This is a genomic window from Pseudoclavibacter sp. RFBB5, from assembly GCF_002931555.1.
In the GTDB taxonomy this organism is placed as follows: Bacteria; Actinomycetota; Actinomycetes; order Actinomycetales; family Microbacteriaceae; genus Pseudoclavibacter.
This window is the reverse complement of the sequence record NZ_PSTZ01000010.1, coordinates 297,161-312,881: the sequence shown is the minus strand read 5'-3', so window position 1 is coordinate 312,881 and position 15,721 is coordinate 297,161. Positions and strand designations below refer to the sequence as shown.

General features: G+C 69.0%; 15 protein-coding genes. 13 read left to right on the top strand and 2 right to left on the bottom strand.

The window, feature by feature from the left end; all coding sequences use genetic code 11:
* Nucleotides 1-302 precede the first annotated feature (302 nt).
* Together C5B97_RS16195 and C5B97_RS18025 are read left to right on the top strand one after the other, a co-directional pair.
* Complete coding sequence (locus C5B97_RS16195; RefSeq protein ID WP_219819824.1) at nucleotides 303-1,070, top strand: SDR family NAD(P)-dependent oxidoreductase; 768 nt, start codon at nucleotides 303-305, stop codon at nucleotides 1,068-1,070.
* A gap of 61 nt (nucleotides 1,071-1,131) precedes the next feature.
* Nucleotides 1,132-1,446 carry a hypothetical protein gene (locus C5B97_RS18025; RefSeq protein ID WP_181027049.1) on the top strand — a complete coding sequence of 105 codons (315 nt, stop codon included), beginning with the start codon at nucleotides 1,132-1,134 and terminating at the stop codon, nucleotides 1,444-1,446.
* On the opposite strand, the gene C5B97_RS16185 is transcribed toward C5B97_RS18025, so the two are convergent.
* Nucleotides 1,443-1,898, bottom strand: a complete 456-nt coding sequence (locus C5B97_RS16185) for a type II toxin-antitoxin system Phd/YefM family antitoxin (RefSeq protein ID WP_104313005.1) — start codon at nucleotides 1,896-1,898, stop codon at nucleotides 1,443-1,445. The two genes, C5B97_RS18025 and C5B97_RS16185, sit on opposite strands and share 4 nt — an antisense overlap.
* 182 nt (nucleotides 1,899-2,080) lie before the next feature.
* On the opposite strand from C5B97_RS16185, the gene C5B97_RS16180 reads away from it, so the two are divergent.
* From C5B97_RS16180 to C5B97_RS16155, 6 genes are all read left to right on the top strand, one after another.
* A complete protein-coding gene (locus tag C5B97_RS16180) occupies nucleotides 2,081-3,076 on the top strand; it encodes a fumarylacetoacetate hydrolase family protein (protein ID WP_258068317.1) in 996 nt (331 codons plus the stop codon).
* Nucleotides 3,073-4,113, top strand: a complete 1,041-nt coding sequence (locus C5B97_RS16175; protein ID WP_104313003.1) for a cyclase family protein — start codon at nucleotides 3,073-3,075, stop codon at nucleotides 4,111-4,113. Before C5B97_RS16180 ends, C5B97_RS16175 begins: the two co-directional genes overlap by 4 nt.
* A 64-nt stretch (nucleotides 4,114-4,177) precedes the next feature.
* The gene (locus C5B97_RS16170; protein WP_104313002.1) at nucleotides 4,178-5,311 is read left to right on the top strand and encodes an FAD-dependent monooxygenase; all 1,134 of its coding nucleotides are present in this window, start codon (nucleotides 4,178-4,180) and stop codon (nucleotides 5,309-5,311) included.
* The gene (locus C5B97_RS16165; protein ID WP_104313001.1) at nucleotides 5,308-6,381 is read left to right on the top strand and encodes an amidohydrolase family protein; all 1,074 of its coding nucleotides are present in this window, start codon (nucleotides 5,308-5,310) and stop codon (nucleotides 6,379-6,381) included. Before C5B97_RS16170 ends, C5B97_RS16165 begins: the two co-directional genes overlap by 4 nt.
* A complete protein-coding gene (locus tag C5B97_RS16160) occupies nucleotides 6,378-7,400 on the top strand; it encodes a fumarylacetoacetate hydrolase family protein (protein WP_258068316.1) in 1,023 nt (340 codons plus the stop codon). Before C5B97_RS16165 ends, C5B97_RS16160 begins: the two co-directional genes overlap by 4 nt.
* Nucleotides 7,397-8,614 (top strand): acetyl-CoA C-acetyltransferase, encoded by a 1,218-nt coding sequence (locus C5B97_RS16155; protein ID WP_104312999.1) that lies wholly within the window; start codon nucleotides 7,397-7,399, stop codon nucleotides 8,612-8,614. The genes C5B97_RS16160 and C5B97_RS16155 overlap by 4 nt, the downstream gene beginning before the upstream one ends.
* A gap of 569 nt (nucleotides 8,615-9,183) precedes the next feature.
* Here C5B97_RS16155 and C5B97_RS16150 read toward each other — a convergent pair.
* Nucleotides 9,184-10,122 carry a LysR family transcriptional regulator gene (locus C5B97_RS16150; RefSeq protein ID WP_219819823.1) on the bottom strand — a complete coding sequence of 313 codons (939 nt, stop codon included), beginning with the start codon at nucleotides 10,120-10,122 and terminating at the stop codon, nucleotides 9,184-9,186.
* Between the two features lie 459 nt (nucleotides 10,123-10,581).
* Between C5B97_RS16150 and C5B97_RS16145 the strand changes: the two genes are divergently transcribed.
* The 5 genes from C5B97_RS16145 to C5B97_RS16125 all read left to right on the top strand — a co-directional run bounded on the left by C5B97_RS16145 (nucleotide 10,582) and on the right by C5B97_RS16125 (nucleotide 15,709).
* Nucleotides 10,582-11,376, top strand: a complete 795-nt coding sequence (locus tag C5B97_RS16145) for a TIM barrel protein (RefSeq protein ID WP_104312997.1) — start codon at nucleotides 10,582-10,584, stop codon at nucleotides 11,374-11,376.
* A complete protein-coding gene (locus C5B97_RS16140; RefSeq protein WP_104312996.1) occupies nucleotides 11,373-12,959 on the top strand; it encodes a GMC oxidoreductase in 1,587 nt (528 codons plus the stop codon). Before C5B97_RS16145 ends, C5B97_RS16140 begins: the two co-directional genes overlap by 4 nt.
* Nucleotides 12,960-13,004: 45 nt before the next feature.
* Nucleotides 13,005-13,385 (top strand): DUF6379 domain-containing protein, encoded by a 381-nt coding sequence (locus tag C5B97_RS16135; protein WP_258068315.1) that lies wholly within the window; start codon nucleotides 13,005-13,007, stop codon nucleotides 13,383-13,385.
* Nucleotides 13,382-14,485 carry a sugar phosphate isomerase/epimerase gene (locus C5B97_RS16130; protein WP_104312994.1) on the top strand — a complete coding sequence of 368 codons (1,104 nt, stop codon included), beginning with the start codon at nucleotides 13,382-13,384 and terminating at the stop codon, nucleotides 14,483-14,485. The genes C5B97_RS16135 and C5B97_RS16130 overlap by 4 nt, the downstream gene beginning before the upstream one ends.
* Nucleotides 14,486-14,554: 69 nt before the next feature.
* On the top strand, nucleotides 14,555-15,709 hold the full coding sequence (locus C5B97_RS16125) for a Gfo/Idh/MocA family protein (RefSeq protein ID WP_104312993.1): 1,155 nt from the start codon (nucleotides 14,555-14,557) through the stop codon (nucleotides 15,707-15,709).
* The last annotated feature ends 12 nt before the right edge of the window (nucleotides 15,710-15,721 follow it).

The following is a 15,721-nucleotide window of genomic DNA, read 5'->3' as shown; positions in this document are numbered from 1 at the left end:
GATGGGTTTCTCGCTTCCGGATGGCTTGTAACCCATCCCGAAGCGCGGAACCCATCCCGAAGCACCCGATAGGCGCGGCCTGCCTTCCTGGGCGGCTCCCGCCTCCGTCTCGGGATGGGTTTTTCGCTTCGTGCTGGGAAGTTTCCCAACACGAAGTCATCTCTCCACCCCGAAACCGTGTTCTCGGGCGTCGCTGCATCCAGAGAGTGAATGCGCCGGATCAGCAATTGCCCGTGTCTCCCTGCCGCGCGCCCTGCTTGGGTTGAAGTGGATGCGCAGAGCCGCGCGCCGAGAGGAGCCCCGTGCCAGACAAAACCAGCAGTGCGTCCGCCCCTGTGGTTGTCACGGGATCCGCGTCCGGCATCGGGGCGGCGATCGTCGAGCGGCTCGTCGCCGACGGCATCCCGGTCATCGCGGCCGACCTCGCTTGGCCAGCGGATGCCCCCGAGCTACTGGGCGTGCAGCGGATTGTTCTCGACGTGCGCGACCCGGAGGGCTGGGCGTGTGTCGCCGAGCTCGCCGCTGCTGAGACCGTTGCCTCCGGGGCGCTCGCGGGCCTCGTGAACGCCGCGGGCATCACCCGCCGAGCGAGGCTCGCGAACGTCACCGCCGAGGACTTCGAGCTGGCCTTCGCGGTCAACGCGACCGGCCCCGCCCTGGGCATCCAGGCGCTGTCCCCGCTTATGGCGGGCGGCGCATCCATCGTCAACGTCGGCTCGGCTGCCGCCGTGACCGCGCACTACGCGGTGGCGTACGCGGCCAGCAAGTGGGCGCTGCGCGGCATCACGAAGACCGCCGCGATGGAGCTCGGGCCGCGGGGGATTCGCGTGAACATCGTCCATCCCGGATACATCGAGACGCCCATGACGGCGAGCGCCTCGGCGGCGTTCCGCGACATCAACGTCGAGCTGACACCACTTGGCCGCACGGGATCACCGGCCGAGGTTGCCGAGGTCGTCGCGAGCCTGCTCTCACCCGCGACCTCGTTCGTGACGGGCGCGGAGCTCGCCGTCGACGGCGGCCTCACCTCGCACGGCGGCGGGCTGCCGATCGCGAGGGCGATCAGCTGAGTTCAAACCCACGCCCCCCTTGGCGCACCTACTTCGTCTCGTGGGGGTGATGTGTGTGAACGTGTTCCAGGTAGACGACGTCATCCTCGACGTAGAACCAGATGCGGGCATCGCCGCGCAGCGTTGGCTTGTGCTGCCAGCGTGCGTAGACGCGACCGTTGCGATGAAGGCTGCCGAGTTCGCCGCGAAGCCTGTAGTTGTTCGGGGTGGCCTCCTGGGGCGTCGTGGTAAGGAAGTCCCGGCATCGGCGAGCGGGTTTCGGATCGTGGCGGCCAGATCCATCCAGCCTTTCCTGGCCGAGTTCGTCGCGAATCGGATGCGGTACTCGCCTTTCTTCGTCGGGCGGGGGACTGGTGTGTCTTTCGTCACCTTCTAGGGGCGTTCCACGGTGATGTCGGCTTCGAGCCAGTCGGCTTGAACTGGGGTCAGTCCCGCCGCGAGCGCCGATGCCGTTTCCTTCCACGCCGTGAACTCGGCAATCGCAAGATGAGCCTGGCCGGTAGAGAAGGATGCACGCGACGCGTCGAGCAGGTCGTGCGCGCACTTGCGTTGGCTATCTGGGCTGAGGGCCAGCATCCATGGAAACATCTGCGACATTCGGTGCTCGAGCGAGCCGCGGTCGTCGGTCGCTACGGCGATGAGCTGCGCCGCGATCTCCAAGAGCTGATCGCGGGCCTGAGACTCGCTCTTCGACATCAGCACAAGATCTTCACCGTCGCGTCGGGTGACGTCGACGGGGTGGTCTTCAGCTGCCGCAAAGACCTTCGGTGCGTTGCGGCTGAGGTCGGACGAGTTGAACGTCCTGCTTGTGGGTGTCGCGGAGTGCATGACAAAAGCGTACTTCAGAAGTAATTCTGAAGTGGCGCGATCGGGAAATCTGTTGAGAAGCGTCCACCGCTCCATCACCAACCCTGATGCCCGGGATAACGCATCCCGGCTTGGCTGATGCGGCGGCACACGGTTGACTTATGTCACGAACGCACCGAAGCGTCGTGAATTGGAGACCACCCGTGACATCGTCGTCCGAAGGCCTGACTGCCGACTTCGCTCTTGCCCGCTTCAGCGTGGGGGAGGGGAAGCCGCAGCTCGGACTCGTCGCGGCCGGCCGCATCCGCCCGCTCAGCAGCGAAGAGCTCGGCGCCGACTCCCTCAACGACTTCCTCGCCGGGGCGCCCGCCTCGTGGGACCGCGTCGCCGAGCTCGCGCAGACCAGCGCCAGCGACGACAGCGCCTGGCTGCCCCTCGACGACGTCACGCTGGAAGCCCCCGTCGAGCCCCGCCAGGTGCTGCAGACGGGCGCCAACTACCGCACGCACGTCATCGACCTCGTCGCCGCGGGCCGGGCCAAGAACGATCCGCGCCCCATCGAGGAGCTGCGCGAGTGGGCTGCCGAGATGATGGATGCGCGCGCCAGGGACGGCGAGCCGTACTTCTTCATCGGCCTGCCGACGGCCGTCGCAGGCGTCGACGCCGAGCTCGAGCTGCCCGGCTACAGCGACCAGCACGACTGGGAGCTGGAGCTCGCGGTGGTCATCGGCAAGCGCGCCCACCGCGTCTCCCGCGAAGACGCCTTCGATCACGTGGCTGGCTACACGATCGTCAACGACATCTCGACGCGCGACCTCATCTTCCGCAAGGACATGAAGGAGATCGGCACCGACTGGTACCGCGGCAAGAACGCGCCGGGCTTCCTCCCCACCGGCCCGTTTCTCGTGCCGGCGCAGTTCGTGACCGACCCGCACTCGCTCACGCTCAAGCTCACGCTCAACGGCGACACGATGCAGGACGCCGTCACCGACGACCTCCTCTTCGACATCCCGGCCCTCATCTCGGCCGCGTCCGAGAACATGCCGCTCCTCCCCGGCGACCTGCTGCTCACGGGCAGCCCAGCTGGCAACGGCATCGTGCACGGCCGCCTCCTCCGTGACGGCGACGTCATGGTGAGCGTCATCGAGGGCCTCGGCACGCAGACGACGCGGGTGCGGGCGGAAGCGGTGTCGTCATGACCTCCGTCACCGAGACGACCGTTGCCGGGGGCGCCCCCACGGTCACGGGGACCCCCACCGACAACCCGGCCGAGCTCGACCGCGCCGACCCGACCACCGAGGTCGCTCGCGCCGCGCAGGCCTACCGCAACTGGGGACGCTGGGGCGACGACGACCGCATCGGCACGCTCAACTTCATCGACGACGCCAAGCGCGCAGCCGCCGCAAAACTCGTGCGCACGGGCCGCAGCTTCTCGCTCTCCCAGCCCTTCGACATGAACGGCCCCCAGATGGGGTGGCGTCGGCGCACGAACCCCGTGCACACGATGCTCGACACGGGCACGGATGCGCAGCTCGCGAACCAGGGGTTCCCGCACGGCCTCGGCGGGGCTGACGATGTCATCGCCATGCCCCTGCAGTGCTCCACGCAGTGGGACGGCCTCGGCCACATCTTCGACCACGGCTACGCCTGGAACGGTCGCCGTTCCGGTGAGGTCGTGACGAGTGACGGCGACCTCGTCACCGGCATCGAGCACACCGCGGCCGAGATCGTGAGCCGCGGCGTGCTGCTGGATCTCGGCAGGCACCTCCGCGAAGACGGGGAGCTCGAGGACGGCTACGCGATCACGACCGCCGACCTCGAGTCGTGCATCCGCGCGCAGGGCGCGACCGCCGCCGTCGGCCGTGGCGACATCGTGCTCGTGCGCACCGGCCGCTACGCCCGCGCCCAGCGCGACGGGTGGAACGGCTACGCGGGCGGCCCAAGCGCCGGGCTCTCCTTCACGACGGCCGGCTGGCTGCACCGCAGCGAGATCGCCGCGATCGCCACCGACACGTGGGGCTTCGAAGTGCGCCCCAACGAGTTCGACGACGCCTTCCAACCGCTCCACCAGGTTGTCATCCCCAACATGGGCCTGACCATCGGCGAGATGTGGGACCTTGAATCCCTGGCCGATGCGTGCGCCGCCGACAGCACCTACGACTTCCTCCTCGTCGCCCCGCCGCTGCCCATCACCGGCGCCGTCGGGTCTCCCGTCAACCCCATCGCCATCCGCTGAGCAGCCCCCGCCGCACGGCACGCACATCTTCATCGTCAACGCAGACGCAGAAAGCAGGACCATCATGAGTGCAGTTACCAAGGTCGCCATCGTCGGAGGCGGAGTCGCGGGCATGGTCTCAGCGATCATCCTGGCCGACGGCGGCGTCGAGGTCGACGTCTACGAGGCGAAGTCCGAGGTCACGGCCCTCGGCTCCGGCATCACCCTGCAGGGCAACGCGCTGCGCGTCTTCGACCAGGTCGGCATCTGGGAGCGCATCCAGGAGCAGTCGTACTCGTTCGACGAGGTCAGCATGCGCGCCCCCGACCCGGCGGGCACGGTCATCGCGAGCCTCACCGAGACCCGCACGGGCGGCCCCGAGTACCCGGCGACGGCCGGCATGTACCGTCCCGACCTGGCCAAGATCCTGGCCGAGCGCGCCCTCGAAGTCGGCGCGCGCATCCACTACGGCACGACCGTCACGGGCCTCGAGCAGGACGCCGATGGTGTGACCCTGACGACGGATGCGGGCGACACCTCGCGCGTCGACCTCGTCATCGGCGCAGACGGCCTCAACTCGCCGACCCGATCGCTCATCGGCATCGAGACCAAGCCCGAGCGCACGGGCATGGGCATCTGGCGCGCCTTCGTGGAGCGCCCCGCCGAGGTCACCCACACCGACCTCTACTACGGCGGCCGCTGCTTCATCGCCGGCTACTGCCCGACGGGCGAGAACAGCATCTACGCCTACCTCGTCGAGAAGGCGCAGGACCGCACCGGCCTCACGCCAGCCGAGAGCGTCGAGATCATGCGCGACCTCGCCGGCAGCTACGGCGGGCCGTGGCAGGAGATCCGCGACTCGCTCACCGAGTCGGCCCGCGTGCACTACACGCTCTTCACCTCCCACGTCGTTCCGGATGCATGGAACCGCGGCCGGGTCGTCATCATCGGCGACGCCGCCCACAGCTGCCCTCCGACCATCGCGCAGGGCGCGGCTCAGGCCGCCGAGGACGGGCTCGTGCTCGCCACGATGCTCCTCGAGAGCGACCAGCTCGACCAGCAGTTCTGGGACGACTTCCATGCCCGCCGCATCCCCCGCGCATCGCACGTCGTCGAGGCGTCCACGACGCTCGGCCAGTGGCAGCTCGAGGGCAAGCGTGACGGCAACGTGCCAGCCCTCATGGGCGGCGTTGCGCAGCTCGTGGCGGTGCCCGCATGAGCGGCGGGAGCGACGCAGCCGTGAACGCGACCGACGCTTCCAGCGCTTCAGGCCAGGTCGTCGACGTCCACGCGCACCTCCTCCTCCCCGCCCTCCAGGGCGCCGTGCAGGGCCGCGACCCCGAGGGCTTCGCCGCCGCCGGCGAGCTCGAGGCCAAGCGCAACGGGCCGGCGAGCCTCGCCGCATCCGGTGCCATGATCAAGTCGCGCTTCCCGAAGCTCATCTCCCTCGAAGAGCGCCTCGCGGTGATGGATGCGCAGGGCGTGGATGTGCAGCTCGTCTCGCCCTCGCCCAGCCACTACTACCCGTGGGCGGGCGAGGAGCTCGCCGTCTGGGCGGCGAAGGAGGCCAACGCGGCCATCGCCGAGCACGTAGCCGGTGCGCCCGAACGGCTGCGCGGGCTCGGGCTCGTGCCGTTGCAGCATCCGCACCGTCTCGTCGAGCTGCTCGACGACGCCGTGCTGACCAACGGGCTCGCCGGGGTCGAGCTGTCGTCGTTCGCGGGTGACGTGGAGCTCAGCGACGAGCGCCTCGACGACTTCTGGCGCCGTGCCGAGGAGCTCGAGGCGATCGTGTTCCTGCACCCGTTCGGCTGCAGCCTCGACGAGCGCCTCGACCGCTTCTACCTCTCCAACACGGTCGGCCAGCCCGCCGAGAACGCGGCCGCGATCTCCCACCTCATCTTCGGTGGCGTGCTCGACCGCTTCCCGAACCTCGTGCTCATCGCGGCGCACGGCGGCGGCTACCTGCCGACGTTCATCGGCCGCTCCGACCACGCCTGGGAGGTGCGGCCCGAGGCGCGCACCTGCCTGCGCGCGCCGTCCACGTACCTGCGGCAGCTGAGCTTCGACTCGCTCGTGCACACGCCCGACGCGCTGCGGAACCTCGTCGCCGCCGTCGGCGCCGACCGGGTGCTCCTCGGCTCCGACTACCCCTTCGACATGGGCGTCGAGAACCCCGTCGAGCGTGTCCACGACGCGGAACTCGGCGCCGAGGACGAGGCGCAGATCCTGTTCGGCAACGCCGCGCGGCTACCCCGCGTCTGGAACACCGTGGAGGCGGCACGGTGAGATACGCCAGGTGGATGCACGACGGCCGAACGCACGACGGGGTCGTCGTCGCGCACGAGGGCGGCGACCGGTTGCTCGCGTTCGCCGACGGGTTGACCGTGCTCGGCGCGACGAGGCTCGGCCTCGACCGCGCCAACGCGATCGCGGCCTCGCTCATCGAGGGCGCCTGGGCGGACGGTTCCCTCGGTCTCGCCCCGTCGCTCGCCGACGTCGAGCTGCTCGCCCCCATCGAGGCGCCGAGCGTGCGCGACTTCGTCGCGTTCGAGGAGCACGTCGAGGGCGTCGTGAAGTCGATCGACGGCGACTCGGGGGTCGTCGCCGAGTGGTACGACGCGCCCACCTTCTACTTCACCAACCCGCACTCGCTTGTGGGCAGCGGGGCGAGCATCCGCCCGCCCGTGACCGAGCGGCTCGACTTCGAGCTCGAGGTCGCCGTGATCGTCGGCGCGGTGGACGGCAGCGAGGGGTCGAACCTCGACGAGGCGGCCGCGGCCGACCACATCTTCGGCTACAGCGTCTTCAACGACTGGTCGGCGCGTGACATCCAGTCGCGCGAGATGAAGGTGCGCCTCGGACCCTGCAAGGGCAAGGACTTTGCCGCGACGCTCGGGCCGTGGATCGTCACGGCCGACGAGCTCGCCGACGCGCACGACGCCGACGGCTTCCTCGAGCTCGAGCTGCAGGCGCTCGTCAACGGCGAGCTCATCGGCAGCGACCTGCTCTCGAACATGGGCTGGTCGTTCCCGCAGCTCCTGGTCTACGCGTCCCGGAACTCGCGGGTCGTGCCGGGTGACGTGCTCGGCTCCGGCACCGCTGGCAACGGCGGATGCCTCGCCGAGCTGTGGGGCCGCGCGGGCTCGCTCACGCCGCCACCGCTCGCGGAGGGCGACGTCGTCGAGCTGCGTGTCGAACGCATCGGCGACATCAGCAACGTCATCGGTGCGGCCGTCGACGCCGTGCCGGTCCCGCGTGCCCGAGCGGCGTCGCGGGCACGAACGAGAGGACGCGTGAGCGCATGAGCGGCACAGACTTCGGCGCGAGCCCAGCTCCGGCCGCGAACGACGTCGTCATCGTCGCCGCCGCCCGGACCCCGCAGGGCAAGCTCAACGGGCAGCTCTCGACGCTGACCGCCCCGCAGCTCGGCGCCGCCGCGATCAGCGGCGCGCTCGCACAGGGCAGCATCGACGCGTCGCTGGTCGACGCCGTCCTGGTCGGGCACGTGCTCTCCGCCGGGGTCGGGCAGAACGCCGGACGCCAGGCGGCGCTCGCCGCGGGCATCCCGGCGTCCGCGCACGTCGCCTCCATCAACAAAGTCTGCCTCTCGGGGCTCACCGCTGTCATCGACGCTGCCCGCCTGCTGAAGACCGGCGACGCGCAGCTCGTCGTCGCGGCCGGCATGGAGTCGATGAGCCAGGCGCCGCACCTGCTCACCGGTTCACGCAAGGGCTGGGCGTACGGCTCGGTCGAGGCGCTCGATCATATGGCGCACGACGGGCTGACGGATGCGGCATCCGGGCAGAGCATGGGCCTCCTCACCGAGCAGCACAACACGAGCCTCGGCATCACGCGCGAGGCGCAGGACGCGGTCGCCGCGCGCTCCCACCAGCGCGCCGCCGCGGCCGTGGAGGCTGGGCTGTTCGACGCCGAGATCGTGGCCATCGACGTGCCCGCCCGTCGGGGCGACCCGGTTCGGGTGACCCGCGACGAGGGCATCCGCCCCTCCACGACCGCCGAATCGCTTGCCGGGTTGCGCGCCGCCTTCACCGCGGACGGGACGATCACGGCAGGCAACGCCTCGCCCATCTCCGACGGTGCGTCCGCGGTTGTCCTCACGACTCGCGCGTTCGCCGACGCGCACGGCTACGACGTGCTCGCGGTCGTCGGCGCAGCTGGCCAGGTCGCCGGACCAGACGCATCGCTGCAGTCGCAGCCGTCCCGCGCTATCGCGCGGGCCTGCGAGAAGCAGGGCATCGAAGTCTCCTCGCTTGACCATGTCGAGATCAACGAGGCCTTCGCGGCCGTCGTCGTGCAGTCGCAGACCGAGCTCGGCGTCCCCGACGAGGTCGTGAATCCGCACGGCGGCGCGATCGCCCTCGGCCACCCGATCGGCGCATCCGGAGCTCGCGTCGTCGTCCACGCCGTGCACGAACTCAACCGCCGAGGCGGCGGAACGGCCGCGGTCGCCCTCTGCGGCGGAGGCGGCCAGGGCGACGCCCTCATCCTGACCCGCTGAGTTGCTGACCCGCTGACCGCTGACCCGCTGACCCGCTGACCGCTGACCCGCTGACCGCTGACCCGCTGACCCGCTGACCGCTGACCCGCTGACCCGCTGACCGCTGACCCGCTGACCCGCTGACCGCTGAGTCGCTGACCGCTGCGTTGCTGCCTCGATGACGGTTGCTTGGATGACGGTTGACCCCACCGGTTGCCCTTGACCCGACCCCCACTTCTTCCGTCTCGGGATGGCTTTCTCGCTTCGTGCTGGCGAACTTTCCGCAACGAGGTGAGGAACCCATCCCGAGGTTGGGGCGGGTGAGTGCGCCGGGTGGCGTCGCCGCCGAGCGAGTTTCGGGATGGCTTTGGCGCTTCGGGGGGGCTTGCAACCCATCTGCGTGCGCGGAACCCATCCCGAGGCGGTGGGATGGGGTGCGGCGGGGTGGGCCGGTGGCGCTGCGCGACAGTCTCGGGGTGGAAACCTCGCTTCGTGCTGGCGAACTTTCCGCAACGAAGTGAGAAACCCATCCCGAAGTAGCCGTAGCCGCAACTGCAGCCTCCGCATGCCGGACGCGCGGCGCAACCGACTTACGCCGAGCCGGCCTCCGCCTGCATCTCGGCGCCGGCTTGCGCGAAGAGGCGGCGCATCCACGCGTGCTCGGGGTCACTGCTGTGCGTGGGATGCCACCAGAGGGCCGCCGAGATGGGGGTTGCGTCGAAGGGGGGTTCCAGTACCCGGAACTCATCGTTCGGGATGAGAATGTCGGTGAGCCGCTTCTGCATGAGCGCGAGCCGGTTCGTGCCCTCGACGAAGTGGGGGAGCACGTGGAAGCCTTCGACGACGGCGGCGACGATCGGCTCGATTCCGAGTTCGCGGATCTGGCGGCTGGCCGAGGTGAACGCCGAACGCGACAGGTAGTTGAACACCCACGGCAGCTCGGCGATGTTCTCCATCGTGAGGTGCTCGCCGACGTGCGGATTGTTGTGGGAGCAGATGATGCGCCACTCGTCGGTGAAGAGATCGTTGAAGGGGAGTTCGCTGAGGAAGCCGTGGGGGATCATCATGGCGTCGACCGAACGGAGCTGCGCGATCGCGTCCTCGACGATGCTGGGATTGTGCATTCGGAACCGGAAGCGGACGCCGGGTGCGGCCTGGGCGGCGAGCTTGGAGACGGCGACACCGATCGTCGCGAAGCCGTAGTCGGATCCGAGCACCGTGAACTCGCGCGTGGACTGGGTCGGGTTCCATTCGGCCTGGCTGTCGAACACGCGCCTGGCGGAGTCGAGGGCGGTGGCGGTCAGCTCGCTGAGGCGGACGGCGAGGGGCGTGAGCTCGTAGGTGTTCCCCGTGCGCGCGAGGATCTTGTCGTCGAAGTGTGTGCGCAGCCTGCCGAGGGATGCGCTGAGCGCCGGCTGGCTGAGGTGCAGGCGCTCTGCCGCTCGGGTCACGCTGCGCTCGGTGAGCAGTGCATCGAGGGAGACGAGCAAGTTCAGGTCGAGCCTGGAGAGCGGAGTTTCTGAGGTCACTTCGTTGTGCTTCCGGGTCGTGGTGTGCTGCCAGCTTAGCCTTCTCGGTCTGCGGAGCAGGAGCATCGATTTGCTCGCGGGGGCTTCGCTCGGTTGCGGTCGGCGCGGTCCGGGAAGGACGCCTCCCCGGGTGCGCCGAGGACTCGTCGCCACGCATCCGTGGCGGCGAAGAGGTGCATCAGGGATGTTTATGCACGAAACGAGCATAAGTGCGTACTCTGAGAGGGCAATAGAAAAACGAGCAAAGAAGCTTGTCGTGGGGAACCCAATCCGGCCGGATCTCTCACCTGCGAACTCTGCCTCGAATCATGACATCGCTCTCCGTATGCCGCTCAATGTGCGACGTTCCCCCGAAGGTGACGTTGTGCTCGACGCGTACTGGAGCCGCCTGTTTCGATTCCTGTTGCCTCTCGGCTGTGTCGAGTGACGCCACCTCCTCACCTCGTAGAAGGAAAGACCATGTACCAGCTCGCTCCGAACATCGAGCTCCTCTTCACCGAGGCAGGCGATTACCAGGACCGCGTCCGCGCCGCCGCTGCGGCGGGCTTCGATGCCGTCGAGATGTGGGGACCGACCGGGCGCGACGCGCCCGCCAAGCCCAAGGACATCCCCGCTCTCAAGGCGGCACTGCAGGAGACCGGCACGCAGCTCACGGCCCAGCTCGCCGAGCCGCGAACGCAGTTCATGCTGCCGCCGAAAGACCATTCCTTCTTCTACCAGTGCCTCGACGAGGGGGTCGCCATCGCCCAGGAGCTCGGTTGCCCGCGACTCGTCGTCGGCAGCGGTACCGGTTTCGGCGGCTCGAAGCGTCAGACGCAGCTCGACGAACTGATCGCCATCTACGAGAAGGCCATCGCGCAGATCGAGGGTTCCGGCATCACGCTCGTGCTCGAGCCCGTCAACATCCGCGTCGACCACCCGGGTGCGCTCATCGACCGCACCTCTGACGCCGTCTACGTTGCGCGCGGCGTCGATTCTCCGAACTTCGGCGTGCTCTACGACATCTACCACTCGGCCGTCGAGGGCGAGGACATGGCCACCGAACTCGCGAACGCCGGCGCCATCGTCAAGTACGTGCAGTTGGCGGATGCGCCCGGCCGTGGCGAGCCCGGCAGCGGTGCGCTCGATTGGGCGGAGAAGTTCTCCGTGCTGCGCGCGTCCGGCTATGACGGGCCCGTCGGGCTCGAGTACTCCCCGACCACGGAGTCCGCGGCTTCGGTCGCCTTCGTGCGGGAAGTCGGGGTGGCCGCATGACCCGCTACCCCGAACGTGTTGACGTCGCCATCGTCGGCAGCGGACCGGCCGGCGCAACGTACGCACGCATCCTGAGCGAGACAGCACCCGAGCTGCGCATCGCGATGTTCGAGGTCGGGCCGACCGTGTCGAACCCGCCCGGCGCGCACGTCAAGAACATCGAGGACCTCGAGGCACGCGCCACTGCCCAACGGCGCTCCGAGGGGCCAGGGGAGGCTGCCTCCAAGCTCAACAGTCCCGTCGCCCTCGCGCAGGGGAAGCGTCAGTCACGCCCGGGCACGTACCTCCTTCCCGACGGCGATTTCTCCGTCGGCGGCGGCGAGGGGCTGCCTGTCGCGGCCATGTCGAGCAACGTCGGCGGCATGTCGGCGCACTGGACTGGTGCCTGCCCCCGTCCGGGGGAGAGCGAGCGCGTTGCTTTCCTCGACTCGACGGGTGAGCTCGATGAGCTCCTCGGCGAGGCCGAGCGCCTGCTCGGGGTGACCACCGACGCGTTCGAGGGTGCGCCGTTCAGCCAGCTCATCCGTGATCGGCTCTCACCGGTTGTCGACGAGGGTCGCGAGCCTGTCGCCCGCGTGCAGCGCATGCCGCTCGCCGTGCGTCACCGCGACGACGGACGGCTCGTCTGGTCCGGCTCGGACGTCGTTCTCGGTGACGTGACTCGCGAGAACCCCAACTTCGAGCTCTTCGACGAGTCCCTCGTCACCCGGACTGTCATCGGCGACGACGGAGCGGCCGCGGGCGTGGAGGTGCGCGACCTCAGCGAGACCGGTGCCGAGCAGCTCAGCGTGGTCGCGGCCCGAGTGGTCGTCGTGGCCGCCGATGCCCTCCGCACCCCGCAGGTGCTGTGGGCCTCGGGCGTCCGCCCTGACGCGCTCGGCCGCTACCTCAACGACCAGTCGCAGGTTGTCTTCGCCGCCCGCATCACCGGCATCGAGGCGCCGGAAAGCTCGGCGGCAGCGGCAACCGACAAGGCTGCTGGCGCGATCAGCGAGACGAGCGGCGTCAGCTGGGTGCCGTACACCGACGCGAAGCCGTTCCACGGGCAGATCATGCAGCTCGACGCGTCCCCCGTGCCCGTCGCGGTCGACGACGCGGTCATCCCCGGCTCCATCGTGGGGCTCGGCATGTTCTGCGCGAAGGAGCTGCAGCGCGACGACCGCGTGCTCTTCACAGAGGGGCACCTCGACAGCTACGGGATGCCCGCCGTGCGCATCCACTACACCGCCACCGACAAGGACCGGGCGGTGATGGATGCGGCCGAGACCGAGCTGCGCAGGCTCGGCGCGGCTGTCGGCGAACCCCTCGACGAGCGGGTCATGCGCCTGCCGTTCGGGGCGTCCCTGCACTACCAGGGCACGACTCGCATGGGCGAGACGGACGATGGCGAGAGCGTCTGCTCGCCGACGAGCGAGGTGTGGGGCGTGCCGGGGCTCTATGTCGCCGGCAACGGCGTCATCCCTACCTCGACGGCCTGTAACCCGACGCTCACGGGCGTCGCGCTCGCGGTGAAGGGTGCCCGCGACGTCGCGGCGAAGCTCACCACGGCACCAGCCGTCGTCGCTCAGGCGACACAGAACTGACCATGACTGACAACTGGCTAGGAGGCCACCATGATTCCTGATCGGATGATTGAACGAGACACACTCAAGACGAACGGGGCACGCACCTCTGTCGAGGTGCGTCTGCCCTGGTACCGCGCGCTTCCCGCATCCTGCATCTCCGAGTTCGGCCTGTCCGTCGACGGCGTTGCCGCCTCGCTGGAGTCGCTGCGCTGGACCATGAACGGGAAGACGTATGCGCCCGACGAACTCGCTGGCGACAGCAGCGAATGGTGGTTCCCGACCGACTCGGTTGTCGTCGAAGGTGACATCCCGATCACCGCCGGCGATGAAGAGCACACCGTCGACGTCGACCTGAGCCTGTACATCCCGTACATCGTGTCTGACCACGGGGTGCTCCGCATCGAAGAACACAGCTCCAAGACGATGAAGGCGGTTTCCGCATGACCGGCGAGCTCGGCACCCCCATCCAGGGGGTCACCCTCTACAGCTTCACCCGCGCGTTCCACGGACGCGAGTACGACCTCGAGGGGCTCATCCGCAAGGTAGCGGCTGACGGTTTCGGGCCGGGAATCGAGATGATCGGGTTCTCGAGCGTTCGCGGCTTCCCGCACGTGACGGATGAGTTCGCCGGTCAGTTCTCGGACCTCGTCGAGGAGCTCGACCTCGTGCGCACCTCGCTCGCGGTCAACGCCGACATCGGCATCCACCGCGACCGCCTGCTGTCGCAGGACGAGCTCGTCGAGTACATGACGCGGCAGATCGAGGCTGCTGCCAAGCTCGGCTTCCCCGTCGCCCGCGTGCAGATCTCGATCACGCCGGACTCGATGGAGCAGCTCGCGCCGATCGCCGAGAAGCACGGCGTGACCCTCGCGCTCGAGGTCCATGCTGACCAGTACGCGTCGCACCCGCGCATCCTCGCGCTGCGCGACCGCTTCGAGCAGGTCGGCTCCCCGTTCCTCGGCTTCACCGCCGACTGGGGCGCCACCACCAAGGCGTTCGCCCCATCCGCCGTCGAGGCCTACCGCCGCCGCGGTGCCTCTGAAGAGCTGCTCGCCGAGCTCGTCGAGCTGTGGGACGGCTACTACGCGGAAGGCCCGCCGGCCGACCAGGGCGTGCACGGCAAGCGCTTCGGCTCGTTCATCGGCCTCGCCGCCAAGCACGGCCGCCCCGACTTCGGCATCGACTTCGCCATCAACGGCACCGGTCTCTTCGGTCCGGCCCGCGTCGAGGACTGGCTCGAGATCATGCCGTGGGTCAAGCACGTGCACGGCAAGTTCTTCGGCATCGACGAGCACGGCGAGGAACCCTCGGTTCCCGTGCGCGAGCTCATCGCACTGCTTGTCGAGCAGGGCTACTCGGGCGCCGTCTCGAGCGAATACGAGGGATGGCACTGGAACCACTGGCAGAGCGCGTTCGACATCGTGCGCGACGAGCAGGCCGTTCAGCGCTCCGCCGCTGCTGATGCGGGATCGCGGATGATCACCGACCCAGCTGAAGCGCGGCGAGTGCTCGCAGCGCACCACGCGTTGCCGGTTCGCCGCTGACCTGCACGCGTCCGCACCGCAAGAAGACCGACCATGATCGACCATCCCGCAGAGAGAAGCGAAGCTCCTATGACCAAGCCCCTTCGAGTCGCCATGATCGGCTACGGCTTCATGGGAGCCGCTCACTCGGTCGGCTGGCGGCAGGCGCCTCGCGTCTTCGGCCTGCCAGCCGAGGTCGAGATGGCGGTTGTGGTCGGGCGCAACGGTGAGGCCGTCGCGGAGGCCGCGAGGCAGTGGGGCTGGCAGGAGTCGGCCACCGACTGGCGTGAGGTCATCGGGCGAGACGACATCGACATCGTCGACATCGTCACGCCAGGTGACTCGCACGCACAGATCGCCATCGCGGCGCTCGAGGCGGGCAAGCACGTCATCGTCGAGAAGCCGCTCTCCAACACGGTCGCAGAGGGCGAGTCGATGGCGGATGCGGCCGCTCGCGCGGCAGAGCACGGCGTGAAGTCGATGGTCGGGTTCACCTACCGTCGCGTGCCAGCCGTGACCCTGCTGCGCGACCTGATCGCCGAGGGCAGGATCGGCCGCATCCACCGGGTGCGTGCCTCGTACCAGCAGGACTGGCTCGTCGACCCGGATGCGGCGCTCTCGTGGCGCCTGCAGAAGGAGTTCGCGGGTTCGGGTGCGCTCGGCGACATCGGGGCGCACGCCATCGATCTCACGCAGTTCGTCACAGGCCAGAACATCGAGCGGGTCTCCGGCACGATCGACACGATCATCACTGAGCGGCCGCTCGCCGACGGCTCGGGCACTGGGTCCGTGACGGTCGACGACATCGCGATCTTCACCGGGCGGCTCTCGGGCGGGGCGCTCGCCTCGTTCGACGCGAGCCGCTTCGCGACGGGCCGCAAGAACGCGCTCGCCATCGAGGTCTCCGGCGAGTTCGGCGCTCTCGCGTGGAACTTCGAGGATCTCAACTCGCTGCAGTACTACGACCGCACGGCGGACAGTCGGGCGCAGGGGTTCGCGCAGATCCTCGTGACCGAGCCAGTCCATCCCTACGTCTCGGCCTGGTGGCCGGCCGGCCACATGCTCGGCTACGAGCACGGCTTCACGCACCAGGTTGTCGACCTCATCACCGCCATCGCAGACGGCACCCCGTTGCACTCGAGCTTCGAAGAGGGGCTCAGCGTGCAGCGAGTGCTCGACGCCGTCGAGCGCAGCTCGGCCGCGGAGAGCGCGTGGGTCGAGACCCGGTCCGCCGTCGCTGTCTGAGCAGCGCGGCTT